Raw genomic sequence first — 24,174 nt, 5'->3', positions numbered from 1 at the left:
GCCCCGGGGGCCCGGGGTCGCCGCGGGGGCCGCCGGCCGGCTCGGCCCGCAGGTCCGGGCGGCCGCGGCGGACCTCTCCGGCCAGCTCGGCTGGCCGGGTGCACCGACCCAGGCCACCGCCGACCCGCAGGCCGACCCGGCCGACCGGACCCCGCAACCGCGTCCGGCACCGGCGGAGCCACCGTCGGCGCCAGCGGAGTCACCGTCGACACCGGTGGCGGCACCATGAGGGACTTCACCGTCGGCTGTCTCCGGTGTGACCGGAGCACCGGCTTTCCCGCCTACCGCTGCCCGGCCTGCGGATCGCCGCTGGTGCTGGAGCTGGCCCCGGTCTCCGCCGCCGCCTGCCGGCCCGGCTCCGGGAGCGGACTGTGGCGGTACGCCGGGATGCTGCCCCGGGCCGGGCACGCCGTCACCCTCGGCGAGGGTGCGACGCCCCTGCTGCCGTTGCGGCTCGACGGTGTCGACGCGCACGTCAAGCTCGAGTCGCTCAACCCGTCGCTCTCGTTCAAGGACCGGGCGATGGCGCTGGCCGCCTCCGCCGCGCTGGACCGGGGACTGGAGGGTCTGGTCCTCGCCTCGACCGGCAACGCCGCCGTCTCGGCCGCCAGCTACGCGGCGGCGGCGGGACTGCGCTGCCGGGTCTTCTGCGCCACCGGCTCGAACGCGGGGGCGAAGGTGCAGACCGCCCGGGCGCACGGTGCGGAGGTGGAGCTGGTCGACGGCCACTACAGCGACGCGTACGCCGCGGCGACCCGCGCCGAGCACGAGGGCTGGCTCAACGTCACCACCACGTACCGGAACCCGCTGCTGACCGAGGCGTACCGGCCGATCGCGGCCGAACTCGTCGAGGATCTCGGCGGCGTACCCGAGGTGGTGGTGGTACCGGTCGGGGCGGGTCCGCTGCTGCGCGGCATCTGGCTCGGCTTCACCGACCTGCGGGACGCGGGCGTGACGGCCGGCCTGCCCCGGATGGTCGGGGTGCAGGCCGAGGCGTGTGCGCCCCTGGTCCGCGCCTGGGGCTCGGCGGACTGGGAGTCGTCGCTGCGCGAGCCGCTCGCGGTCGCCCCGACCGCCGCGACCGCGATCGCCGACGCGCTGCGCGGCTACGAGGACGAGGGCCTGCTCACCCTGGCCGCCGTCCGGGACAGTGCCGGCGCCCTCGTCGCCGTCGACGAACCGGCGATCGCCGAGGCGGGTCGCGCGCTCGCCCGCCGAGGGCTCTTCGTGGAGCCGGCGGCGGCCGCCGCCGTGGCGGCCCTGCACGGTTCCGCCGTTCCGGCGGGGTCGCGGGCCGTCGCGGTGCTCACCGGGCACGGCGCGAAGGAGCCGTCCACCCTCGACCTGCTCACCGGCCCCGGCCCAGGCGATCCGGCCGGGTCCACCGGCCCCGGCCCGGCCGGTCCGACCGGCCGCAGCGAAGGCGCCGCCGCTGCTGGAAGCCCTGGTTCCGGCGCGCACGAACCGTCCAGCACCATCCTCGGGAGGAAGCCATGACCGGACCGACCGTCGCCATCGCCGGTGTGGGCCGGTTCGGCGCCCTGCACGCCCGGGTCTGGACCGAGGCCGGCGCCCGGCTCGTCGGCCTGGCCGACCCGGACCCCGGTCGGCTCGCCGAGGTGGCCCGGGCGCACCGGGTGGAGGAGACCGGGAGCGACCTCGCCGCGCTGCTCGACCGGATCCACCCGGACGTCGTGGTGATCGCCTCCGACGAGGCGTCACACGTCGGGCTGGCCCTGACCGCCCTGGAGGCGGGGAGCCATGTCTTCGTCGAGAAGCCGCTGGCCCTGTCGAGCGTGGACGCGTGGCGGGTGGCCGACACCGCCGCCGCGCACCAGCGGCAGGTCGTGGCGGGCCACATCTCCCGGTTCACCGCGCCGATGGCCCGGATGCGGGCCGGCGTCGAGCGGGGCGCGGTCGGCACACCCTGCGCGCTGCGGCTGCGCCGGGACTTCAGCCGCGCCTGGTTCCTCAGCTTCGGCGACCGGGTGCATCCGGTCTGGGAATCCTGCATCCACGACATCGACCTGGCGATCTCGTTCGCCCGTACCCCGGTACGCCGAGTGACGGCGATGTGCAGCGGTGCGGCCGGCGACGCGGCGCCCAGTGTGGTCAGTGCCCTTCTCGAGTTCGACAACGGGGTGATCGCGACGGTGGAGTCCGCCTGGCTGGTGCCGGCGGCCGCCCCGGGCACCCTGGACGACGGCCCGTTGACCCTGGACGGCGCCATCGTCGGCGAGGTCGAGGTGCTCGGCCTGGACGGGATTCTCAAGGCTCGGCTGGTCAGCGACGCGCTGGTGGAGTGGACCCCGGCCGGGGTCCAGGTTCCGGACCTGTCGCTCTGGCCGGAGGAGGACGGCGTGGTCGGCGGGGCGTTGCGCCGCGAGGTGGGGTACGCCCTGGCGGTCTTCGCGGGCCGGCGCGAGCCCGACGTGATGCCGGTCGAGGAGGCGTGCTGGGGTGTGGCGGCGGCCGAGGCGGTCGTCGAGTCGCTGCGTACCGGCGGCCCGGTGGAGCCTGCCCGGCGCTGACCGGGCCGGGTGGTCCGGCCGGTGGTCGCAGGAAATCACCCGCGCGCCCGCACGTGTCAGCAGACTTATTAGTAAAGCATGCTGATAGATTAGTAAGGTTTGTGAACAGAACGTGTTACGGTCACCTCCATCGATGTGCGGCGCCCACCGGCCCGCACGTACCCAGGAAGGAGTGACCATGTCGAGACTGCGCGCTCTGATCGCGTTCGCGGCGCTGGTCGTCGCCGCCGGACTCGTGGCGGTCATCCCGTCGAGCCCGGCATCGGCAGCGGCCTGCGCGGCACCGTGGCAGTCCTCGGCCGTCTACTGGGGAGGCGACCAGGTCTCCCACGGCGGTCGCAACTACCAGGCGAACTGGTGGACCCAGAACGAGGCGCCACCGGGCACCACCGGCGTCTGGCGGGACCTCGGTGCCTGCGGCGGCGGCACCACTCCGCCACCGGGAGGCAGCTTCGCGGTGAGCGAGGCGCAGTTCAACCAGATGTTCCCGGGCCGCAACTCCTTCTACACGTACTCCGGACTGGTCGCCGCCCTGAGCGCATACCCGGCGTTCACCCGGACCGGCAACGCCACCGTCCAGCGCCAGGAGGCGGCCGCGTTCCTGGCGAACGTGCACCACGAGACCGGCGGGCTCGTGCACATCGTGGAGCAGAACACCGCCAACTACCCGCACTACTGTGACGCCGGCCAGCCCTACGGCTGCCCCGCCGGGCAGGCCGCCTACTACGGGCGCGGGCCGATCCAGCTGAGCTGGAACTTCAACTACAACGCCGCCGGGAACGCCCTCGGCCTGCCGCTGCTGACCAACCCCTGGCTGGTGCAGAACGACGCGGCGGTGGCCTGGAAGACCGCCATCTGGTACTGGATGACCCAGAACGGTCCGGGCCGGATGACCGCGCACAACGCGATGGTCACCGGCGCCGGGTTCGGCGAGACCATCCGCAGCATCAACGGCTCGATCGAGTGCAACGGCGGCAACCCCGGGCAGGTGCAGAGCCGGGTCAGCAGGTACCAGCAGTTCGTCGGCATCCTCGGCGTGCCGGCCGGAGCCAACCTGTCCTGCTGATCCACGCCCGAGCCTTGTCACCCGGCCACCCGACGGGTGACAAGGCCCGGCGCGGCGGTGTGCCGGCCACCGGCCGCTGCCTCCCGACCGCGTGCTCAGTCGGTGGTCGTCGGAAGTTCCCGGATCACCGCGACCGGGCAGTGCGCGTGGTGCAGCAGTTGCTGGCTGATCGAGCCGAGCAGCAGCCCGCCGAAGCCGCCGCGACCCCGGGAGCCCACGACCACCAGTCGGGCGTCCCGGCTCGCGTCGACCATGACCCCACCGGCCGGGCCGGGGAGAACGTCCACGGTCACCTGGACCTGCGGGTACCTGCGCCGCCCGTCGGCGAGTATCTCGTCGAGTTCGGCCCGCTCGGCACCGGCCTGCTCCTCGGAGCCGGATCCGGACGGCTGCCCGCCCGAGGCGACCGGCTGGTACGCCCGGACCACCCGCAGTTCGGCGCCATTGGCCGCCGCCTGCGCGAAGGCGTACTCGAGGGCCAGCAGTGCGCAGCTCGAACCGTCCACGCCGACCACGACCGGCCCGTCCGGCCGTTCCCGTTCGCCCCGTACCACGACGACCGGGCAGTGCGCGTGCGCCGTCACGGCCACGCTGGTCGAGCCGAGGAGAAGACCGGTGAAGCCGCCGTGCCCACGGCTGCCCAGCACCAGCAGGCCTGCCTCCCGGGAATGCTCCCGAAGCAGCAGCGCGGCCGGACCGTCCGCGACGGTGCGGGTGACGTGCACCTGCGGGTGGGTCTGGAAGGCGTCGAGGATCGCGGCGTCGAGCATCTTCTGCGCGTCGTCCCGGACACCCTGGTCCGGCCAGGTCGTCGCCAGTGGGGCGACCGTACTCGCGACGGCCGGCCACTCGAACGCGAAGAGCAGCGTCACCTGCGCGCCGGTGCGGGCCGCCTCGTCGAGGGCCCAGCCGAGGGCGGCGCCGGCGCCGTCGGACCCGTCGTAGCCGACGATGATGGGACGAGCGTTCATGACTTCCTCCAACCGGACTTCCCGGAACAATTTTCGCTGACCGGGCTCCTAGCACCGACCGTAACAGTGCGTGAGGCTTCCCGCGTAGGGTCGTTGGTCGGTTCGGTAGGTGACCCTGTCCCCGTACCGGTGGGTCCTTCGGCCCTGTCCGATTCCGGCCGGCCGGTGTGTGATGGAGGGAGGAACCGCCCGGCGGATGGAACGGCGTACCCGAGCGGCGATTGGGGAAGTCATGACGAGCACCCGCGACCTGCTGGCCGAACAGCCCTTCCTCGACGGCCTGGCCCCGGCCTGGCTCGACCGGCTCACCGCCTACGCGCATCCGGTGTACCGCAATCGCGGCTACCGGCTGTTCGCGGCGGGGCGCTCCGCGACGCGCTTCTGGCTGCTCCGCTCCGGACAGGTGGTGCTGGACCTGCCGACGCCGGGCCGGGGCGACGTGGTCATCGAGGCCCTCGGCGCCGGCGACGTGCTCGGCTGGTCCTGGCTCTTCGCGCCGCAGCGCTGGCAGTTCGGGGCGGTGGTGGTGGAGCCGGTCCGGGCCGTCGAGTTCGACGCGTCCGGGGTACGGCACCTGATGGCGGACGACACGACGCTCGGGTACGAGCTGAACCGCCGGTTCATGGCCGTGATGCTGGACCGGCTCCAGGCCACCCGTACCCGCCTGCTCGACCTGTACGGCTACCCGGAGCACCGCGCCTCGTAGCCCGGGTCGGTGGCGATGGCCGGACAGCCGAATCAGCCAACGGACTATTAGGACATCGACCACTTTCGGGAAGTTGCTGATCTTCGGTGTGAGGGCACCCCAAGCCGGGTAGGAGCGCCCGCATGCGCGTACTCGGGATCAATGCGATCTTCCATGATCCGGCGGCCGCACTGGTCGTGGACGGTACGGTGGTGGCCGCAGCGGAGGAGGAGCGGTTCAGCCGGCGCAAGCATGGAAAGCGGCCGGTCCCCTTCTCCGCCTGGGAGCTGCCCGAACTCTCCGCCGCCTGGTGCCTGCGGCAGGCCGGGTTGGACGCCGCCAGCCTCGACGCCGTCGCCTACTCCTTCGACCCCGGCCTGTGCCGGGACGCCAGCCAGCTCGGCCTGACCGACCCGTGGGACTGGCTGCGGATCGAGTACGCCAAACGAGCGCCGCAGTTCCTCGCCGAGGTGCTGCCCGGCCTCGACCCGGAGATCGTGCGGTTCGTGCCGCACCACGTCGCGCACGCGGCCTCGGCCGGGCTGGCCGCGCCCCCGGACCCGGCCGGCGCGACCGGCTCGGCGGTGCTGGTACTCGACGGCCGGGGCGAGACCGCGAGCCACCTCGGCGGGGTCTACCGCGAGGGGCGGCTGCAACAGCTCGCCGCACAGCAGCTGCCGCACTCGCTGGGACTGCTCTACGAGGACCTCACCCGGCACCTCGGCTTCCTGCACTCCAGCGACGAGTACAAGGTGATGGCCCTCGCCTCCTACGGCGAGCCCCGCCACCTCGGGCTGCTGCGCGAACTGGTCCGGGTGACCGACGACGGCGGCTTCACCGTCGACCGGATCGACTGGGCCTCGCTGGCCAAGCCGCGCCCACCGGACGCGGAGATGACCGGCGAGCACGCCGACCTCGCCGCCAGCGTGCAGGCCCGGCTCGAAGAGGTGATCCTCGACCTGGCCCGCTGGCTGCACGACGCCGCCGACGGCCCCGGCACGCTGACCATGGCCGGCGGGGTCGCCCTGAACTGCGTGGCCAACGCCCGCATCGCCGCCGAGGGCCCCTACCAGCGGGTGTGGGTGCAGCCGGCGGCCGGAGACGCGGGGACCGCGCTCGGCGCGGCGCTGCACCTCGACAGCGTCCTCGGCGACACCACCGCGCCGATGCCCGGGGTCGACCTCGGCCGGGGCTGGACCGACGAGGAACTGGAGGCCGAACTGCGCCGGGCGGCGCTGCCGTACCGGCGACCCGACTCGATCGCCGCCGAGGCGGCCCGGGTACTCGCCGACAACGGCATCGTCGCCTGGTTCCAGGGGCGCAGCGAGTACGGGCCACGGGCGCTGGGTCACCGGTCGCTGCTGGCCCACCCCGGCGACCCGGATACCACCCGCCGGATGAACGACGTCAAGGGGCGGGAGCAGTTCCGCCCGATCGCCCCGATGGTCCGGGCCGAACGGGCCGCCGAGATCTTCGAGGGCGTACTGCCCAGCCCGTACATGCTCTTCGTGCACCGGGTCGCGCCGCAGTGGCGGGACCGGATCCCGGCGGTGGTGCACGTCGACGGCACCGCCCGGGTGCAGACCGTCGACCCGGGGACCGAACCGCTGGTGGCCGAGATGCTGGCCGAGTTCGACCGCCGGACCGGGCTGCCGGTGGTGGTCAACACCTCCCTCAACACCGCCGGCCGGCCGATGGTCGACACCCCGCGCGAGGCGATGGAACTCTTCGGCTCGGCACCGGTCGACCTGCTCGCCATCGGCCCGTACGCCGTGCACCGAGGCGACCTGGGAGCAGGGCGGTGATCAGCATCGTCGTGCCGACCCTCGGCCGGGACAGCCTCGCCGACCTGCTCGACATCCTCGCCCGGCAGGTGCACGACAACACCGAACTGGAGATCCTCCTGGTCGACGACCGGCCCACCGACGGTACCGAGCTGGCCGTACCGGGGGCACTCGCGCCGTACACGAAGGTGTTGCGCGGCCGCGGCGCCGGCCCGGCGGCGGCCCGCAACCTCGGCTGGCGGGCGGCCCGGCATCCCTGGGTGGCGTTCCTGGACGACGACGTGCTGCCGGCAGCGGACTGGCTGGAGCGGCTCCGGACGGACCTCGCCGTGCCGGACCGGGTCGGCGGGGTGCAGGGCGAGATACGGGTGCCGCTGCCGGCCGACCGCCGGCCGACCGACTGGGAACGGGTGACGGCGGGCCTCGCCGACGGCGAGTGGATCACCGCTGACATGGCCTACCGGCGGGTCGCGCTCGCCGCCGTCGGCGGCTTCGACGAACGGTTCCCCCGGGCCTACCGGGAGGACGCGGAGCTGGCCCACCGGGTACGGCTGGCAGGCTGGCGACTGCTCCGGGGCACCCGCACCGTCCGCCACCCGGTACGACCGGAGAGCCGCTGGATCAGCCTGCGCGCCCAGCGGGGCAACGCCGACGACGCCCTGCTGCGCCGGCTCTACGGCCCGGGCTGGCGGACCGAACTGGGCATACCAGTGGGAAGACGACACCGGCACGCGACCCTGACCGGCGCGGCGGTGCTGGCCGCCGCCAGCCTGGCCGGTGGCGTGGCCGCACAGGGCTCCCGGATGCACCGCCCGCTCACCACCGTCGCCGCCCTGGCCGGCGCCGCCTGGCTGGCCGGTACCGCCCGGTTCGCATACGCGCGGATCGCACCCGGGCCGGGTACCCCGGCGGAGGTCGGCACGATGCTGCTGACCAGCGCCGTCATCCCGCCGCTCGCCGTCGCCCACTGGCTGCGGGGCTGGTGGCGCCACCGCGACGAGTTGCCACGCCCGCTCCGGCGGTACCCCGGTGGGCGGCGATGACCAGGCCGGCACGGCTGCCCGGTCCTCTCTTCGACGCCGTACTGCTCGACCGCGACGGCACGCTGGTCGAGGACGTGCCCTACAACGGAGACCCGGACAAGGTACGCCCGATGCCCGGCGCCGGGGCGGCACTGGCCCGGCTGCGCGCCGCCGGACTGCGACTCGGCGTGGTCACCAACCAGTCCGGACTGGCCCGTGGCCTCTTCACCGCCGCCGAGCTGGCCTCGGTCAACGCCCGGGTGGAGGAACTGCTCGGCCCCTTCGACACCTGGCAGATCTGCCCGCACGGTGACGGCGACGGCTGCCGGTGCCGCAAGCCGGCACCCGGACTCGTCGAGGCCGCCGCCCGCGCGCTCGGCACCGACCCGCGCCGCTGTGTGGTGATCGGCGACATCGGCCGGGACATGACCGCCGCCCTCGCGGCCGGCGCCACCGGGATCCTGGTACCGACCCCGGTGACCCGACCGGAGGAGGTCGCGGCCGCCCCGGCGGTCGCCGCCGACCTGACCGACGCGGTCGACCAACTGCTCCACCGGCAGGCACTGCTCCGCGCCGGGTCGACCACCGGCCGGATGTCGACGGCGGCGCGCCGGGCCGGCGCGCGACGGGGCACGGTGCTGGTGGCGCGGAGCGACTCGGCCGGGGACGTCCTGGTCACCGGGCCGGCGATCCGGGCGGTAGCCGCAGGTGCGGATCGAGTCGTCATGCTCTGCGGCCCCCGTGGCCGGGCCGCCGCGCGGCTGCTGCCCGGCGTCGACGAGCTGATCGAGTGGCCGCTGCCCTGGATCGACCCGTCACCGGCCCCGGTGGAGCCGGACGGCATGCGCGAGCTGACCGCCCGGCTCGCCGCCGTGGACGCGGAACAGGCGCTGATCTTCACCTCCTTCCACCAGTCCGCCCTGCCGCTGGCCCTGCTGCTGCGGATGGCCGGGGTACCCCTGGTCGGTGCGATCAGCGACGACTATCCGGGCAGCCTGCTGGACCTGCGCCACCGCGTGCCGACCGGGGTGCCGGAGGCGGAGCGGGCGCTGTCGCTGGCCGCTGCCGCCGGTTTCGAGTTGCCCGCCGGCGACGAGCCCACGCTGCGGCTGCGGGCCGACGCGCTGCCCGGACGACCGCCCGTGGACCTGCCGGCCGGCTTCGTGGTCGTGCACCCCGGTGCGTCGGTGCCGGCCCGGGCCTGCCCGCCGCAGCGCTGCGCCGACATCGTCGCCGCGCTCACCCGCGCCGGTCACCGGGTACTGGTCACCGGTGGCCCGGGGGAGCGGGACCTGACCGCACGGGTGGCGGCGGCCGGCGGCGTCGACCTCGGCGGCCGTACCTCGCTCGGCGAGCTGGCCACGCTGCTGACCCACGCCGCCTGTCTGGTCGTCGGCAACACCGGGCCGGCGCACCTGGCCGCGGCGGTCGGCACACCGGTGGTCAGCCTCTTCGCACCCACCGTCCCGTTCGGACAGTGGGCACCCTACCGGGTACCGGCGGTGCGGCTCGGCGACGCCGGTGCCGGGTGCCGGGACAGCCGCGCCAGCGTCTGCCCGCTGCCCGGCCACCCCTGCCTGGCCGGACTCGACCCGGCCGCCGTGGTGGCCGCCGTCGACCTGCTCGCACCCCGACCGCCAGCATCCCGACCGTCGGCGCCACGACCGTCGGCCGGGGCCGGTTCCGGTCCCGGTCCCGGCAACCCGACAGCAGGAGGAGGAGCAGGGTGAACATCCTGCTGTGGCACGTGCACGGCTCCTGGACCACCGCGTTCGTCCAGGGCAAACACCGCTACCTGGTACCGGTCACGCCGGACCGGGGGCCGTACGGCCTCGGCCGGGCCCGGACGTACGACTGGCCGGCGACGGTGCGGGAACTGCGCCCGGAGCGGCTCGCCACCGAGCCGGTCGACCTGGTGATCCTGCAACGGCCGGAGGAACTGGAGCTGGCCGAACGCTGGCTGGGCCGGCGCCCCGGCCGGGACCTGCCGGCGATCTACGTCGAGCACAACACCCCGAAGGGCGACGTACCGAACACCCGGCACCCGATGGCCGACCGCGACGACCTGCTCGTCGCGCACGTCACCCACTTCAACGCCCTGTTCTGGGACACCGGCGCCACCCGCACCGCCGTGATCGAGCACGGCATCGTCCCACCCCCGGTGCGGTACGACGGCAGCCTCGACCGGCTGGCGGTGGTGACCAACGAACCCGTCCGCCGCTGGCGGGTCACCGGGACCGACCTGTTCCCGCACTTCGCCACGGTGGCCCCGCTGGACGTCTTCGGGATGGGCGTCGACGCGCTCCCCGAGGCGGTCGGTCTGTCCGGCGACCGCCTCGGCACCTACGACCTGCCCCAGGCGCGGCTGCACGAGCAGCTCGCCCGACGCCGGGCCTACCTGCACCTGTGCCGCTGGACGTCGCTCGGGCTCAGCCTCCTGGAGGCGATGACGATCGGGATGCCGGTCGTCGTACTGGCCACCACCGAGGCGGTCGCCGCCGTACCGCCCGAGGCGGGGGTCCTCTCCACCAACCTCGACACCCTGCGGGAGGCCGCCGCGTGGCTGATCGACGATCCGGCCGCCGCGCGGGCGATGGGTGAACGGGCCCGGCACGCCGCCACCGCCCGCTACGGCCTCGACCGGTTCCTCGCGGACTGGGACCGACTGCTTCAGGAGGAATGATGCGCATCGCGATGGTCTCCGAACACGCCAGTCCGCTCGCCGAACTCGGCGGCCCGGACGCCGGCGGCCAGAACACCCACGTCGCCGAACTCGCCGCCGCCCTGGCCGACCAGGGCCACGACGTGCACGTCTACACCCGACGCGACCAGCCGCACCAGGGCCCGGTGGTGCCGATGCGGGACGGGGTCAGCGTGCTGCACGTGCCGGCCGGCCCACCGGAGCCGGTGCCGAAGGACGAGCTGCTGCCGTACATGGCCGACTTCGGCCGCTGGCTCGTCCGACACTGGCAGGACGGACTCTGGCGGCCCGACGTGGCGCACGCGCACTTCTGGATGAGTGGTCTCGCCACCCTCGTCGCCGGCCGGCAGACCGGGGTGCCGGTGGTGCAGACCTACCATGCCCTCGGCACCGTCAAGCGCCGCCACCAGGGCACCGCCGACACCAGCCCGCCACAGCGGATCAGATACGAACGGATGCTCGGCCGGGGTGTCGACCGGGTCGTCGCGCAGTGCCGCGACGAGGTGGCCGAACTGACCCGGATGGGCGTCCCGGGCTCCGCCATCAGCGTCGTGCCGTCGGGGGTCAACCCGGACGTCTTCACCCCGGACGGTCCGGCCGCCAGCCGCGAGCCGGGCCGGCCCCGGCTGCTGGGCGTGGGCCGGCTGGTCGAACGCAAGGGCTTCCTCGACGTCGTCCGGGCGCTGCGGACGGTGCCCGATGCCGAGTACGTGCTGATCGGCGGTCCTCCGGCGGCCCGGCTCGCCGAGGACGGGTTCGCCAACCGGCTGCGTGCGCTGGCCGAGTCCGAGGGGGTCGCCGACCGGGTACGCCTGGTCGGGGCGGTACCCCGCGCGGAGATGCCGCGCTGGTACCGGTCGGCCGACATCCTCGTCGCCACCCCCTGGTACGAGCCCTTCGGGCTGACTCCGCTGGAGGCGATGGCCTGCGGGGTACCGGTGCTCGGCACCGCCGTCGGCGGTCTCACCGACACGGTCGTGCCCGACCTCACCGGCGACCTCGTACCGCCCCGTGACCCGGAGACGCTGGGCGCGGTGCTGCGCCACCTGCTGGCCGACCCGGACCGGCGCCGCCGCTACGGCCTCGCCGCCGTGGAACGGATCCGTACCGGCTACTCGTGGACCCGGACGGCGGCGCGGCTCGGCGCCGTCTACACCGCCGTCTGCGGTACGCGCCAGACCAGCGGGGCGGTGGCCTGATGTCCGAACAGTTGCTTCTCGACGCGCACCTGACCCAGCTGTCCCGTGCCCTGCCCGGCTACCGGGACGCGGCCCGGCGGCTGAGCCGGTGGGGCGGCCAGCTCGCCCGGATCCTCTCCGACGGCGGGCGGCTGCTCGCCGCCGGCAACGGTGGAAGCGCCGCCGAGGCCCAGCACCTCACCGCCGAACTCGTCGGCAAGCTCCGCGACGACCGCGCCCCGCTCTCCGCGATCGCGCTCTCCGCCGAGACCTCCTCACTGACCGCGATCGGCAACGACTACGGCTTCGCCGAGGTCTTCGCCCGGCAGGTACGGGCGCACGGCCGGCCCGGCGACGTCCTGCTGCTGATGTCGACCAGCGGCCGCAGCGAGAACCTGCTCGCGGCGGCCGACGCCGGCCGGCGGGCGGGGTTGACCTGCTGGGCGTTCACCGGCCCGGCGCCCAACCCGCTCGCCGACGCCTGCGCCGAGGTGCTGGCGGTACCGTCGCCCGAACCGCAGGTGGTGCAGGAACTGCACCTGGTCTCCACCCACCTGCTCTGCTCGTACGTCGACCAGGCCCTGTCCCGGCTGCGGCCCGCCGGCAACGGCAACGGCCGGCCGGTCGCCGCCCGGGACGGTGCGGCGCCGCCGCCCAGAGCACAGAACGGGCGGGATTCCGCCGGTGCGCGGCGGCTGCTCACCGTGCTCTCCACCGAGGAGGCGTGCTCGTGAGCGGCCCACTGGTGGTGGTCGGCGACACGCTGCTGGACCGGGACGTCGACGGCCGGGTCGACCGGCTCTGCCCGGACGCCCCGGTGCCGGTCCTGGCAGAGGAGTCGGCCACCGACCGGCCGGGCGGGGCCGGGCTCGCCGCCCTGCTCGCCGCCGCCGACGGGCACGACGTGGCGCTGGTCACCGCGCTGGCCGACGACCCGGCCGGGGCTCGGCTGACCGCGCTGCTCACCGCCGCCGGCGTACGGCTCTATCCGCTGCCGCTGCCCGGCGCGACTCCGGAGAAGATCCGGCTGCGGACCGGCGGCCGGACGCTGCTCCGGCTGGACCGGGGCGGTGCGGCCCAGCCTCCGGGCGAACCGCCGGACGCCGCGCTGGAGGTCCTGGCCGGGGCGGGAGCGATCCTGGTCAGTGACTACGGGCGTGGCGTGGCCGGACTGTCGGCGATCCGCCAGGCACTCGCCGGGAGCACCGCACCTGTGGTGTGGGACCCGCACCCGCGCGGAGCGGCGGCGGTGCCCGGCAGCCGCCTCGTGACCCCGAACGAGGGGGAGCTTTTCCGGCTCACCGGCGACGCCGGTTCGGGGTCGCGACTGTCCGCGGCGGCCCGGGCGGCCCGGCTGCTGCGGGACCGGTGGCGTGCCGCCGCGGTCGCGGTCACGATGGGCGGCGACGGCAGCCTGCTCTGCCACAACGGCGGGGCCCCGCTGGTCGTACCCGCGCCGGTGGCCGCGACCGGCGACACCTGCGGTGCCGGTGACCGGTTCGCCGTCGCCGCCGCAGCGGCTCTGGCCGACGGGGCGCTGCTGTCGGAGGCGGTGGAGGAGGCGGTCCGGGTCGCCTCCAGCTATGTCGCGGCCGGCGGACCCGCCAGGCTTCCCGGACCGGCCGCCGCGGCCGGGACGGACGACGCAGCCGGCGCGGGTAGGACGGCCGACGCCGGCCCGGGTGGGGTGCACGATGCCGCAGGCGCGGTGGTGGGCGGCGGGCAGCCGGCCGGCGTGTCCGGGGTCGACGCTGGCGGCCGCGAGGCAGCCTCCGCCGTGCTGACCCGGATCCGGGCGAACGGCGGGACGGTGGTCGCCACCGGCGGCTGTTTCGACCTCCTGCACGCCGGCCACCTGGCCACCCTGCGGGCGGCCCGGCGGCTCGGCGACTGCCTCGTCGTCTGCCTCAACTCCGACCGCAGCGTCGCCGCGCTGAAGGGCCCGGGGCGACCGCTCACCCCGCAGGCCGACCGGGCCGGCCTGCTGGCCGCCCTGGACTGCGTCGACGCCGTCGTGATCTTCGACGAGCCGACACCGCAGGCGGTGCTCTCCTGGCTCCGCCCGGACATCTGGGTCAAGGGCGGCGACTACGCCCGAGGCGCCGACCCCGACCAGCCGGACCTGCCCGAGGCCGAGCAGGTACGGCGCTGGGGCGGCCAGACGGTACTCGTGCCATACCTCGACGGCCGCTCCACCACCGGCACCATCGCCGCCGCCCGGGCGGGCGGCCGTCAACTCGCGGAAGGACGACGATGAACAACCTGACCGGCAAGGCGATCCTGGTCACCGGCGGCGCCAGCGGACTCGGCGCCGCCGTGGTGACCGCAGTGCAGAAGGCCGGCGGACGGCCGTACGTGCTGGACCGGCAGGCACCGGCCGACGGCGTGCCGTGGATCGAGTGCGACCTCGCCGACACCCGGGCCGCCGAGCGGGCCACCCGGCAGCTCGCCGAGCAGGCCGGCGGCCTCGACGGCGTGGTCACCGCCGCCGGGGTCGACACACCCGGGCGGCTGGCCGACGTGCCGGCCGAGGTCTGGGAACGGGTCGTCACGGTCGACCTGTTCGCCACCGCCGCGGTCGTCCGCGCCGCCCTGCCCGCGCTGGAACGCTCGCACGGCACCGTCGTCACCGTCGCCTCCACCCTCGGGGTCAAGGCGGTCAGCGACGCCACCGCCTACTGCGCGGCGAAGTTCGGGGTCGTCGGCTTCACCCGGGCCCTCGCCGCCGAGCTGGCCGGCACGGTGGGGGTCACCCTGCTCGTCCCGGGCGGCATGCGCACCGCGTTCTTCGACGGCCGGGACGAGCAGTACCGGCCCGGCGCGGACGCGGTACTCAACGACCCCGGGCACGTCGCCGACGCGGTACTCTTCGCGCTCTCCCAGCCGCCCGGCTGCGCCGTACGGGAGCTGGTGGTCTGCGCCGACCGGGAGAGTTCGTACCCGTGATCCTGGTGCTGCGCGCCCTCGGCATCGGCGACCTCGCCACCGCCGTACCGGCACTCCGCGCTCTCCGTACCGCCTTCGCCGGAGACCGGCTGGTGCTTGCCGCACCCCGCTGGCTCGGGCCCTTGGTCGAGCTGGTCGGCGGGATCGACGAGCAGCTCGACGTCGACGGCCTGGGCCCGTACCGGTGGCCGTCGGCGGCTCCGGAAGTGGCGGTGAACCTGCACGGTCGGGGACCGCAGTCCCACCGGTTACTGCGCGCCGCCCAGCCGCGGCAGCTGATGGCCTTCGCCTGCCCCGAGGCCGGACACCACGTGGGCCCGGTCTGGCGGCCGGACGAGCACGAGGTCGACCGCTGGTGCCGCCTGCTCGACTGGTACGGCATCGCCACCGACCCGTCCGACCTGGCGCTGCACCGGCCGGCGCCGGGCGGTCTGCCCGTCGGGGCCAGCATCGTGCACCCGGGTGCGAAGGCCGCCGAGCGGCGCTGGCCGCCCGACCGGTTCGCGGCGGTGGCCCGGGAACTGACCCGCCGGGGACACCGGGTGGTGGTCACCGGCTCACCCGGCGAACGTGGCCTCGCCGAGGAGGTCGCCGGCCGGGCCGGCCTGCCCGGGTCGGCCGTGCTGGCCGGGCGCACCGACGTCGGTGAGCTGGCCGCGCTGGTCGCACACGGCCGGCTGGTGGTCGCCGGGGACACCGGCATCGGCCACCTCGCCACCGGATACGGCACACCGTCGGTACTGCTCTTCGGACCGGTGGCACCGGCGCTGTGGGGACCGCCGGTCGACCGGCCGTGGCACCGGGTCCTCTGGGCCGGGCCGATGGCGGAACGGCAACCGCGACCCGCTCCGGCCGCCCGGAAGCAGGACCCGGCCGCGCCGGGCCGGGCCGACGCGGTACGACCCGGGGCGGGACCGGTGTCGGCGGAGGGCGGCGTGCACCCGGCGCTGGCGGTACTCGGTGTGCCACAGGTCCTGGAGACTGTCGAGCAGGTCGAGCAGGTCGGGCGGGGACGCCCGGCGGTCACCGCGCGCTGACCGGGCCCGCCGAGCGACCGGACCGCCCCGACTCCTGCCGGACAGCTCACAGCAACCCGCCTGAGCTGCGTAAACACCTCATGTTGCGGCTACGCTGCGCGGCATGGCGGGGGAGTGGGTGGTGCTGCTCGGCGGGTCGGGCGGCGGTCAGCGGGTGCAGGTGTCCGGGGCCACGGTGGTGTGGCGGGCGTGCCTGTACGAGCGGACCGGCGACCACCAGCGGGTCGGCGGCATGGACCTGCGGGTGTACGCGCACCGGCCGGACTGCTGCCAGGGGTACGGGCGTGGCGACGCCGACGGGTGCGAGTGACCCCTTCGGGTACGGCTCGTCGGCGTCGCCCCGGCCTCAGTCGGCCAGCGCCGCCCCGGTCGCGTCCTGGCCGGGGTGAATGCCGTCCCCGGCCGGTCGCGGCAGACGTGACTCGATGGCCTCGATCACGCGTGGCCGCAGTTCGGCCGCCCGGATGACGGCGTCGACCGAGCCGACCTCGACGGCGCGCTGGATGCTGTGTACCCGGTCGAACTCGGTGGCCACCTCGCCGAGCTTCTCCGCGCGCACCGACGCGCGGAGTTCGTCGAGTTCCGCGGTCAGCGCGGCACGGTCGGCGCCGGACGCGGACGCGACGCGTGCCTCCAGGTCCCGCACCCGCTGATCCGCGGCGGTGCGACCGTCGACGTCACCGGAGAAGACCACGGCAGCGGCCGGCGCCCCGCCGAGCACCGAGGCGAAGGAGCCCTCCAGTGCCAGTACGGTCATCTCGGGGTTGAGCGCCTTCGAGAACACCACGAACGCGCCGCCGTGGTATCGCGAGATCACGCAGAACACGATCGGGCCACGGAAGTTGACGATCGCCCGGCCGATCTCGGCGCCGTACTCCAGTTGCAGCTTCCGCATCGACTCGGGCGAGCCGTCGAAGCCGGAGAGGTTCGCCAGCACCACCAGCGGCCGGTTGCCGCTGGCCGCGTTGATCGCCCGCGCGGCCTTCTTCGAGGAAGCCGGGAAGAGCGTGCCCGCGGTGTAGGTGTCCGGGCCGTCGGTGGGCGGGAAGCCGCGCCGTGGCACCGTGCGTGACTCGATGCCGAGCAGGCAGACCGGGATGCCGCCGAGATGCACGTCCTGCACCACCGCGGTCTCCGCGTCGGCCATCCCCGCCCAGCGCTCCAGCACCGGGTGGTCCTGGTCGGCCAGCGCCCGCATCACCGTCCGGATGTCGAACGGCTTCTTCCGGTCCGGGTTCGCCGCTGCCGAGAAGATCTCGCCGACGGTGCTGAAGTCGCTGCCCGGCATGGCGTGCGGGAAGTCGGAGATGTCGCGGTCGATCGGATCGCTGCTGGGTGCGCGCCGTGGCATCTCCTCGCCGGGCGCGACGTAGGTGTGCTCGTAGTGCGACATCAGCACGTCCCGGGCGGCGGTCAGGTTCGGCGCCCAGTACTGCGCCTGCCCGTTCGGCCCCATCACCCGGTCGTAGCCGCCGATGCCGAAGTTGTCCTCGGCCGAGACGCCGCCGGAGAAGTCGAGCGACTGCTTGCCGGTGAGCACCATCGCCGAGTCCGGCGTCATCACCAGGATGCCCTTGGTGTGCATCAGCATCGTCGCCTCGGCGTTCCAGTAGGGCTGCGCGCCGACGTTGATGCCGGCGACCACGATGTTGATCTCACCGCCGTGCTGGGTGAACTCGACGATCCGCTTGAGTGCGGCGGCGACCCAGTCCATGTTCTCGGTGCCCGAGGTCATGGAGATCCGGGCGCCGGCCGAGAGGGCGTACCACTCCAGCGGCACCCGCATCCGCTCGGCCAGGTCCAGTGCGGCGATCACCCGACGGCACTCCGGCTCGGAGAGCGCACCCAGCGACTTCGTGGGGTCGCCGAGCAGCACCACCCGGGTGATGCCCTGCGGGTGCCGTACCGTCGGTGTGCTGACCACACCGGCGACGATCGCCGCGCTGTTGCGGCCCTTCGGCCGGTCGACGGGTACGAGCGCGTGGTCGCCGTCGAGGTCGTGCTCGACGAAGTCGCCGAGCAGGCCGGTCAGCTCGTACGGGTACACGGTGTTGCGGCTGCTCGCCCGCAGCACCTTCAGCCGGTAGTCGTCGAGCGGCTCGACCGGGTCGACCGGCGGGTCGCCGACGGTCAGTTCGGCTCCGCCGGTGGCGTCGAAGGAGATCCGTACGGCGATCTTGGTCAGCGCGCCGGTCCGGCGGTCACGCTGCCGGGCGATGAAGAGGATCTCCTCCAAGCCGGCGCCCGCGGTCGTCGGGCGTACCCGCCCGGCGAGCATCTCCATCTCCTCCCGGGTGAGAGCGCTCGGCGGCCAGACGTAGATCACGATCCGGTTGGTGTTGAAGCGGGTCTTCGAGGGTCGACGCGCCTGTGCCCGGCGGATCGAGTCGAGGCAGGCCGCGACGGTGTCCTCGGTCGTCGGCAGCGAGACCAGCCGGCCGTCCTGCTCGCGCAGCTCCGTCAAGTCGCGCACCTGCGCGAACGCGACGAGGCGCTCGTCGGACGGGTTCTGCCGGGCCACGCACTGGAAGAGGTAGACCTCCTCGTCCGAGGAGGGCAGCCGGGTCAGGTCGAACTCGCGCAGCCGCTCCAACTGCATCCGCTGCGCGATGTACGGGTGCAGGCCGCGGATCAGCCGCTCCTCCGCCATCCCGGTCGGCGACGGGCGGAACGTGAAGTGGTGGTGCATCACCGCCCCGTGCCGCCCCGCGACGGTGGTGGTGAGCCGGCGGACCTGCGGCGGCAGCGGATGCGCGCCGATGACCTCCAGCAGCCCCGCCGCCATCGCGTCGAAGTCCGTCGGCTGGTTCTCCCAGGCAAGGTAGAGGTCGGCGTCGACCGAGTCCTCGCCGCCGGCCACCTCGGCGAGCCCGCGCAGCGCGCTGCCGAGCGCGTCGAAACGTACCGCCGCGGAGACCAGGCTCGAGTCCGCCCGCCGGGCGACCACGAACGTGCAGCCCGCGACCTGGCGGGTGTCGACGCCGGTGAGCCCCTTGTTGCCGTAGTACCGCCGGGTGAGCACCTCCAGCATGACCGCGTTGTCGAGGTCGTCGCGGACGAGCCGCTGGCCGAGCAGCCGGACCAGGGGCTCGGTGCTGCGTACCATCTCGGCGATCCGCTCGGCACGGTCCGCCGCGTCGGGCTGGGCGTCCAGGTGGCGCAGGTGCTTGCGGACCCGGGCGTAGACCAGGGCGCGGTTGCGGCGCAGCAGCGGCTGGGCGAACCAGGCGAACACCACGCCGCGGGCGAGGTCGGCGACCACCGGGAAGCGGACCTGGGTCGCGGCCACCAGCCGCTCCAGGGCCAGACCGGCCGGCTCGCGCAGCGTCTCGTCCGGTGGCGGCTCCCGCAGCCAGGCGCGCAGCAGCGTCGCGACGACCGTGGCGTCGGCGGAGGCGCGTTGCTGGGCGAGGAAGATCCGGAACACGGCGGCTTCCAGCGCGGGGGAGCGCTCCAGTTCGGTGACACCGTAGTGTTCGAGCGCCCGGGCGAGCCTGGCCTGGAAGGCACTCGGCAGTCCGGCCCGCTCGACGTCGAGGCTCTGCAGGTAGGTGTGGAAGTACTCCCGGGCGCTGTGCACGTGCGCCTCGCCGCCACCGTCCTCACCCGAGGGCCGGTTGCGGCTCAACTCGGCGAGGTTGGCGAAGACGTTGACCAGGTCGAGTTCCTCGGCCAGCGGCCGGTGACCCTCCTCGATGGCCAGCTGGCGGGTGGCGAGGTAGTCGTCGAGCACCCGGCGGTCGTCGTGCGGGTCGACGTCGAAGCCGAGCAGCAGGCCGCGCAGGTTCTCCTGGCCGCGCCGGGCGCGTTGCCGGGCCGGGATCTCCCGGGGCGCGGCCGGCAGGTCCAGCTCGACGGTGGCGGCGGCCGGACCCTCGTCGGCCCCCTCGCCGAGCGGCTCCAGCCGCAGCAGCGGCGCGCCGGCCTGCACCTGGCTGCCCACCGAGACGGCACATTCCTTCAGCCGGGCCCGGAACGGCGCCCGCAGCACCGTCTCCATCTTCATGGCTTCCAGCACCAGTACCGGTGCCCCCGCCTCGACCTCGGCGCCGACCGGCAGCGGCGTGGCGACGACCAGCGCGGGCATCGGGGAGCGGACGACACCGCCCTCGTCCCGGCTGACCCGGTGCGTCACGCCGTCCACCTCGACCAGGTGGACCGGCCCGTGCGTCCCGGTGAGCAGGCGGTACCGGTTGCCGTTGACGACGATCTGTCCGCTGTGCCGGTCGAAGCGGTCGAGTTCGACGTCGGCGGTGCGGACGCCGCCGCCCGTCTCGATGCCGACCCGGAACCGGTGCGGGCTGATCCGGGCCACCCGCAGCCGGTAGCCGACCCCACGCAGCTTGAGGTCCAACGGCCGGCCGCTGGAGTGCTGCACCTGCGGGCGCCCGCCGGACGCCGTCGCCAGCAGCCGCCGCCGCTCGACGCGCTCCTCCTCCTCGTACGTCTCGATCGCGGCCGCCGCCAGCGCCACGGCGGAGTGCCGGTGCGCGACGAGCCGGCCGGCGCCCCGGACGCGGTCGATCCAGCCGGTGTCCGCGCTCGCGTCGACGACCTCGGACTGGTCGAGCAGGTCGAGGACGAAGCTCTTGTTCGTCGCGCCGCCCTCGATGACCACCGTGGTCTCCGCCATCGCCCGGCGAAGCCTGCCGAGCGCCTCGTCGCGGTCCCGCCCGTACGCGATGATCTTCGCGATCATCGAGTCGAAGTCGGCGGGGATGGTGTCACCCTCGCTGACGCCGGTGTCCACCCGGATGCCCGGTCCGGCGGGCAGGTCCAGCCGCACGATCCGGCCCGGCGAGGGCGCGAAGTCCCGGTCGGGGTCCTCGGCGTTCAGTCGGGCCTCGATGGCGTGCCCGCGCTCCACCGGCGGCCCGCCCTCCAGCCGTCCGCCGGAGGCGACGTGCAGTTGCGCCTTGACCAGGTCGAACCCGGTGGTGGCCTCGGTGATCGGATGCTCGACCTGTAGCCGGGTGTTGACCTCCAGGAACGCGAAGAGGCGGTCACCGGGGTGGTAGAGGAACTCGACGGTCGCCGCGCCCCGGTAACCGACCGCGACGGCGAGCCGTTCGGCCGACGCCTTGAGTTCGGCGGTCTGCGCCGGGCTGAGCACCGGCGAGGAGGACTCCTCGATGACCTTCTGGTTGCGTCGCTGCACCGAGCAGTCGCGGACGCCGAGCGCCCACGCGGTGCCCTGGCCGTCGGCGATCACCTGGACCTCGACGTGTCGGGCACCGGTGACCAGGCGTTCGAGGAACACCACGCCGCTGCCGAACGCCCGCGCCGCCTCCTGGCGGGTCCGCTCGAAGGCGTCGGAGAGCTCCGAATCGCGTGTGATCACGCGGATGCCGCGCCCGCCGCCGCCCGCGGTCGCCTTCAGCATCAGCGGGTAGCCGATCTCGGCCGCCGCCGCCAGGGCGGCGTCGAGGGTATCGACCGCGCCGCGACTCCAGGGCGCGACCGGTACCCCGACCTCCTCGGCGATCAGCTTCGCGCCGATCTTGTCGCCCAGTTGGCGCATGGCGTCCGGGTTCGGGCCGACGAAGGTGACCCCGAGCTTTTCGCACAACTCGGCGAACGCCGGGTCCTCGGCGACGAAGCCCCAACCGACCCACGCGGCGTCGGCGCCGGACCGGACGAGCGCCTGCTCCAGCACCGCCATGTCGAGGTAGGGGCGCGCGGAGGCGGGGCCGAGGTAGTAGCCGAGATCCGCCTCCCGGACGAAGGTCGCGGTACGGTCGACGTCGGTGTAGAGCGCGATGGTCTCGATCCGCGTCCCGGTCTGCGCAGCCAGCTCTCGGACCGCGTGGATGAGCCGCATCGCGGCCTCACCACGGTTGACGATGGCGATACGGCTGAACACCCGACCGACCCCTCCGGTAGACCCACGATCAACTCGCCACGGGACGGCTGCCCCCGGCAGTGATCACCCTGCTGCCTGGCGGCCGGCGGCGCCATGTCGTACGCACCGAACAGTACGCACCCCTGTTTGTAGGAACCTAACAAAAGCTTTTGGCTGTCTCCACTCCCTGGTTGCCGGCATCGCCACCGATCGGGCCGACCCGTCAGCCGGACTCGACGCCCGCGCGCGGGGTTGCCCGGGCCGCCGCCGGGGATGCCCCGGCGGCTGGTGGACCGGAGACGCGGCGCAGCCCGCGTACCGCCGGGGCGAGCAGCAGGGCGACGCAGCCGAGCACGCCGACCGCGACCGAGGTGGCGAGGACCCGTTCGGCACCGACCAGGCCGGCCGCCGGACCGGAGAGCCCCTGACCGATCGGCAGGCTCCCGTTCGAGCCCAGCACCTCGTACGAGGTGACCCGGTTGAGCAACTGGGGCGGTATGTGGGTCTGCACGCTGGTCTGCCACATGATCGACCAGAAGGCCCAGGCCAGGCCGTTGACCGTCGCCGCGGCCATCAGCACCGTCAGTGGTGCGTGCAGGGCGATCGCCAGCGGCAGTAGCCCGTAACCGAACATCATCACCGCGCCGGCGGCCAGCGGCCGGTGCGGCTTGACGCGCAGGGCACCGAGCCCGCCGAGAATGGTGCCGACGGCGACGGCCGACTGGACCCAGCCGTACGCCGGGGCGCCCAGACGCTGGCTGATCAGCACCGCGCCGAGCGGGATCAGCGGACCGAACAGCAGGATCCCGTAGACGGCCCAGATCAGGATGACGTTCCACATCCAGGTACGGGACCGGAACTCCCGCCAGCCGTCGGCGAGGTCGCGCAGCATGGACCTGCCGGTGCCGGCCACCGGAAGCCGGCCCAGGCGCAACCCGGCGAGACAGGCGGCACTGACGGCGAAGGCACCGACGGCGACGGTGAAGACCGGGCCCGCGCCCAGGAAGCCGAAGAGCAGGCCGGCCGTTGCCGGGCCGAGCATCTCGGCGAGGGAGTTGGCGACCTTGATGGTGGAGTTCGCCCGTTGCACGTCGCTGGCCACGATCGGCACCATGCTGTTCACACCCGGCTGGAACATCGCGGCGGCGGCTCCGCTGACCGCCCAGCAGAGCAGGAGCAGCCACAGCGGCGGCGTGCCGAGGAAGAACGCGGCGGCCACGACGGCCTGGGCGAGCATCCGGGTCAGGTCGGCGCCGACCATCAGCGGGCGGGCGCTGAACCGGTCGGCGAGTACGCCGCCGAAGAGGATGCAGCCCAGGAACGGGATCATCCAGGCGGCGAGCACGAATCCGACGCCACTCGCGCCGTAGAGCCCCCCGATCGCCAACCCGGCGCCGACCACGAGCATCGCGTCGCCGAAGAGCGAGACCGCCCGAGCCACCAGATAGTACGAGAAGTTGCGGGTCCACAACACGTGTCGAGCGAATCATGACACCGGTGGCTGCGCCATCGGAGCGGAGAGCCGCTCCCGATCGGACCGCCGGCTGTCACGCCCCGGTTTCGTGGTGCGGGGTGTTGACCGGCTTCGACTCCGGTGAACCGTGCTGGCGGAGGAAGATACTGAGCACTATCAGTGTGCCGACGGCGAGGAACTCGCTCTGCCAGTTCTGCATCGACTGGAACCAGAACTCGCTGCTGCCGAGGAACTGCCACGCCGTGATTGGCGGCGCACCGGAGTCGAGCATCTGCTGTTCGTTGTACTCGGCGGTCCCGCCGAGCAGGTGCAGCACGAAGGAGGCGCCGAAGAGCAGGAAGAGCGCGATGGAGAGGCTGTTGCGGTAGAGCGCCAGCAACAGGCCACCGGCACGTACCGGCCAGGGGGAGTTCGACTTCGCCTTCGTCGGGTTGTCGCCGGGCCGGTCCTGGTCGGGATCGGGCTTGGACTCGGCGGAACCGCGCTGCACCAGATAGACCGTGAGTAGCACGTACGCGCCCATCTGGAGGAACTCCGATTCCCAGTTCTCGAACACCGCTTCGGCGAAGTGCCCCGTACCGAGGTAGCCGAGATAGCCCTCCGGCCGCGCACCGGCCTGGATCAGCTCGTCGTTGCGGGTCTGCCAGCCGAAGAAGCTCTGTAGCACGAGGAAGAACAGGAACGCGCCGAACATCGTCACGGCCAGCGCGTTGTCCCGCAGCCAGCGACGGAGCCGGTGCGCCGGCTGCGGGTCGGCGGTGCGACGCGCTCCGGCCCGACCTGGTGTGATGGTCTGCTGTCCCATGCCGATACCTCCTTTCGGAGGAGGTGCTCTTCCCGGATCAGGAAATCCCTCCTGCCCGGGCGATGCTTCCCGGCCCTGGTTCGCGGAAAACCTGGTCACGGCGTGTCGTAGCCGAATGAACGGGAGGGGGTT

General features: G+C 73.9%; 18 protein-coding genes and 1 pseudogene. 15 read left to right on the top strand and 4 right to left on the bottom strand.

The window, feature by feature from the left end; translation table 11 throughout:
• From V1634_RS14870 to V1634_RS14855, 4 genes and pseudogenes are all read left to right on the top strand, one after another.
• Positions 1–229: pseudogene (locus V1634_RS14870) on the top strand (serine/threonine protein kinase); the annotation flags it as partial.
• Positions 226–1,497, top strand: coding sequence for a pyridoxal-phosphate dependent enzyme (locus tag V1634_RS14865; RefSeq protein ID WP_331208377.1), 1,272 nt, complete (start codon positions 226–228; stop codon positions 1,495–1,497). The pseudogene V1634_RS14870 and the gene V1634_RS14865, both read left to right, overlap by 4 nt.
• A complete protein-coding gene (locus V1634_RS14860) occupies positions 1,494–2,531 on the top strand; it encodes a Gfo/Idh/MocA family protein (RefSeq protein WP_331208376.1) in 1,038 nt (345 codons plus the stop codon). The genes V1634_RS14865 and V1634_RS14860 overlap by 4 nt, the downstream gene beginning before the upstream one ends.
• Positions 2,532–2,709: 178 nt before the next feature.
• Entirely contained in the window at positions 2,710–3,597 is an 888-nt protein-coding gene (locus V1634_RS14855) for a glycoside hydrolase family 19 protein (RefSeq protein WP_331208375.1), read from the top strand.
• A gap of 95 nt (positions 3,598–3,692) precedes the next feature.
• Here the strand turns inward: V1634_RS14855 and V1634_RS14850 are convergent, their stop codons facing one another.
• Entirely contained in the window at positions 3,693–4,568 is an 876-nt protein-coding gene (locus tag V1634_RS14850) for a universal stress protein (RefSeq protein ID WP_331208374.1), read from the bottom strand.
• Positions 4,569–4,800: 232 nt separating this feature from the next.
• On the opposite strand from V1634_RS14850, the gene V1634_RS14845 reads away from it, so the two are divergent.
• The 11 genes from V1634_RS14845 to V1634_RS14795 all read left to right on the top strand — a co-directional run bounded on the left by V1634_RS14845 (position 4,801) and on the right by V1634_RS14795 (position 16,231).
• Complete coding sequence (locus tag V1634_RS14845) at positions 4,801–5,274, top strand: Crp/Fnr family transcriptional regulator (protein ID WP_331208373.1); 474 nt, start codon at positions 4,801–4,803, stop codon at positions 5,272–5,274.
• Between the two features lie 122 nt (positions 5,275–5,396).
• Positions 5,397–7,058 carry a carbamoyltransferase family protein gene (locus V1634_RS14840; RefSeq protein WP_331208372.1) on the top strand — a complete coding sequence of 554 codons (1,662 nt, stop codon included), beginning with the start codon at positions 5,397–5,399 and terminating at the stop codon, positions 7,056–7,058.
• Positions 7,055–8,080, top strand: a complete 1,026-nt coding sequence (locus V1634_RS14835) for a glycosyltransferase family 2 protein (RefSeq protein WP_331208371.1) — start codon at positions 7,055–7,057, stop codon at positions 8,078–8,080. Before V1634_RS14840 ends, V1634_RS14835 begins: the two co-directional genes overlap by 4 nt.
• Positions 8,077–9,789: an HAD-IIIA family hydrolase gene (locus V1634_RS14830; RefSeq protein WP_331208370.1), complete on the top strand. Its 1,713-nt coding sequence runs from the start codon at positions 8,077–8,079 to the stop codon at positions 9,787–9,789. The genes V1634_RS14835 and V1634_RS14830 overlap by 4 nt, the downstream gene beginning before the upstream one ends.
• On the top strand, positions 9,786–10,742 hold the full coding sequence (locus V1634_RS14825; protein ID WP_331208369.1) for a glycosyltransferase: 957 nt from the start codon (positions 9,786–9,788) through the stop codon (positions 10,740–10,742). Before V1634_RS14830 ends, V1634_RS14825 begins: the two co-directional genes overlap by 4 nt.
• On the top strand, positions 10,742–11,959 hold the full coding sequence (locus V1634_RS14820; protein ID WP_331208368.1) for a glycosyltransferase: 1,218 nt from the start codon (positions 10,742–10,744) through the stop codon (positions 11,957–11,959). The genes V1634_RS14825 and V1634_RS14820 overlap by 1 nt, the downstream gene beginning before the upstream one ends.
• Positions 11,959–12,672 (top strand): D-sedoheptulose-7-phosphate isomerase, encoded by a 714-nt coding sequence (locus tag V1634_RS14815; RefSeq protein ID WP_407951783.1) that lies wholly within the window; start codon positions 11,959–11,961, stop codon positions 12,670–12,672. Before V1634_RS14820 ends, V1634_RS14815 begins: the two co-directional genes overlap by 1 nt.
• The gene (locus V1634_RS14810; RefSeq protein WP_331208367.1) at positions 12,669–14,195 is read left to right on the top strand and encodes a PfkB family carbohydrate kinase; all 1,527 of its coding nucleotides are present in this window, start codon (positions 12,669–12,671) and stop codon (positions 14,193–14,195) included. Before V1634_RS14815 ends, V1634_RS14810 begins: the two co-directional genes overlap by 4 nt.
• Positions 14,192–14,884, top strand: a complete 693-nt coding sequence (locus V1634_RS14805; RefSeq protein WP_331208366.1) for an SDR family oxidoreductase — start codon at positions 14,192–14,194, stop codon at positions 14,882–14,884. The genes V1634_RS14810 and V1634_RS14805 overlap by 4 nt, the downstream gene beginning before the upstream one ends.
• Entirely contained in the window at positions 14,881–15,921 is a 1,041-nt protein-coding gene (locus V1634_RS14800; protein WP_331208365.1) for a glycosyltransferase family 9 protein, read from the top strand. The genes V1634_RS14805 and V1634_RS14800 overlap by 4 nt, the downstream gene beginning before the upstream one ends.
• Positions 15,922–16,024: 103 nt before the next feature.
• Positions 16,025–16,231 carry a hypothetical protein gene (locus tag V1634_RS14795; protein ID WP_331208364.1) on the top strand — a complete coding sequence of 69 codons (207 nt, stop codon included), beginning with the start codon at positions 16,025–16,027 and terminating at the stop codon, positions 16,229–16,231.
• Between the two features lie 36 nt (positions 16,232–16,267).
• Here the strand turns inward: V1634_RS14795 and V1634_RS14790 are convergent, their stop codons facing one another.
• The 3 genes from V1634_RS14790 to V1634_RS14780 form a co-directional block, all read right to left on the bottom strand.
• Positions 16,268–21,784: an ATP-binding protein gene (locus V1634_RS14790; RefSeq protein ID WP_331208363.1), complete on the bottom strand. Its 5,517-nt coding sequence runs from the start codon at positions 21,782–21,784 to the stop codon at positions 16,268–16,270.
• Positions 21,785–21,986: 202 nt separating this feature from the next.
• Entirely contained in the window at positions 21,987–23,237 is a 1,251-nt protein-coding gene (locus V1634_RS14785) for an MFS transporter (RefSeq protein ID WP_331208362.1), read from the bottom strand.
• Positions 23,238–23,310: 73 nt separating this feature from the next.
• Entirely contained in the window at positions 23,311–24,042 is a 732-nt protein-coding gene (locus V1634_RS14780) for a DUF6766 family protein (protein ID WP_331208361.1), read from the bottom strand.
• Positions 24,043–24,174 lie beyond the last annotated feature (132 nt).

The sequence above is a fragment of the Plantactinospora veratri genome (assembly GCF_036421995.1).
GTDB lineage: Bacteria > Actinomycetota > Actinomycetes > Mycobacteriales > Micromonosporaceae > Plantactinospora > Plantactinospora veratri.
The sequence above is the reverse complement of the archived record's forward strand: the minus strand, read 5'-3'. Positions and strand labels throughout refer to the sequence as shown.

Bases quoted from the DNA above. Each gene is read 5' to 3' on its own strand.
- V1634_RS14805 (WP_331208366.1), top strand. From the start codon at position 14,192: ATGAACAACCTGACCGGCAAGGCGATCCTGGTCACCGGCGGCGCCAGC.
- V1634_RS14795 (WP_331208364.1), top strand. From the start codon at position 16,025: ATGGCGGGGGAGTGGGTGGTGCTGCTCGGCGGGTCGGGCGGCGGTCAG.
- V1634_RS14815 (WP_407951783.1), top strand. From the start codon at position 11,959: ATGTCCGAACAGTTGCTTCTCGACGCGCACCTGACCCAGCTGTCCCGT.
- V1634_RS14850 (WP_331208374.1), bottom strand. From the start codon at position 4,568: ATGAACGCTCGTCCCATCATCGTCGGCTACGACGGGTCCGACGGCGCC.
- V1634_RS14865 (WP_331208377.1), top strand. From the start codon at position 226: ATGAGGGACTTCACCGTCGGCTGTCTCCGGTGTGACCGGAGCACCGGC.
- V1634_RS14780 (WP_331208361.1), bottom strand. From the start codon at position 24,042: ATGGGACAGCAGACCATCACACCAGGTCGGGCCGGAGCGCGTCGCACC.
- V1634_RS14830 (WP_331208370.1), top strand. From the start codon at position 8,077: ATGACCAGGCCGGCACGGCTGCCCGGTCCTCTCTTCGACGCCGTACTG.
- V1634_RS14855 (WP_331208375.1), top strand. From the start codon at position 2,710: ATGTCGAGACTGCGCGCTCTGATCGCGTTCGCGGCGCTGGTCGTCGCC.
- V1634_RS14845 (WP_331208373.1), top strand. From the start codon at position 4,801: ATGACGAGCACCCGCGACCTGCTGGCCGAACAGCCCTTCCTCGACGGC.
- V1634_RS14820 (WP_331208368.1), top strand. From the start codon at position 10,742: ATGCGCATCGCGATGGTCTCCGAACACGCCAGTCCGCTCGCCGAACTC.
- V1634_RS14840 (WP_331208372.1), top strand. From the start codon at position 5,397: ATGCGCGTACTCGGGATCAATGCGATCTTCCATGATCCGGCGGCCGCA.
- V1634_RS14860 (WP_331208376.1), top strand. From the start codon at position 1,494: ATGACCGGACCGACCGTCGCCATCGCCGGTGTGGGCCGGTTCGGCGCC.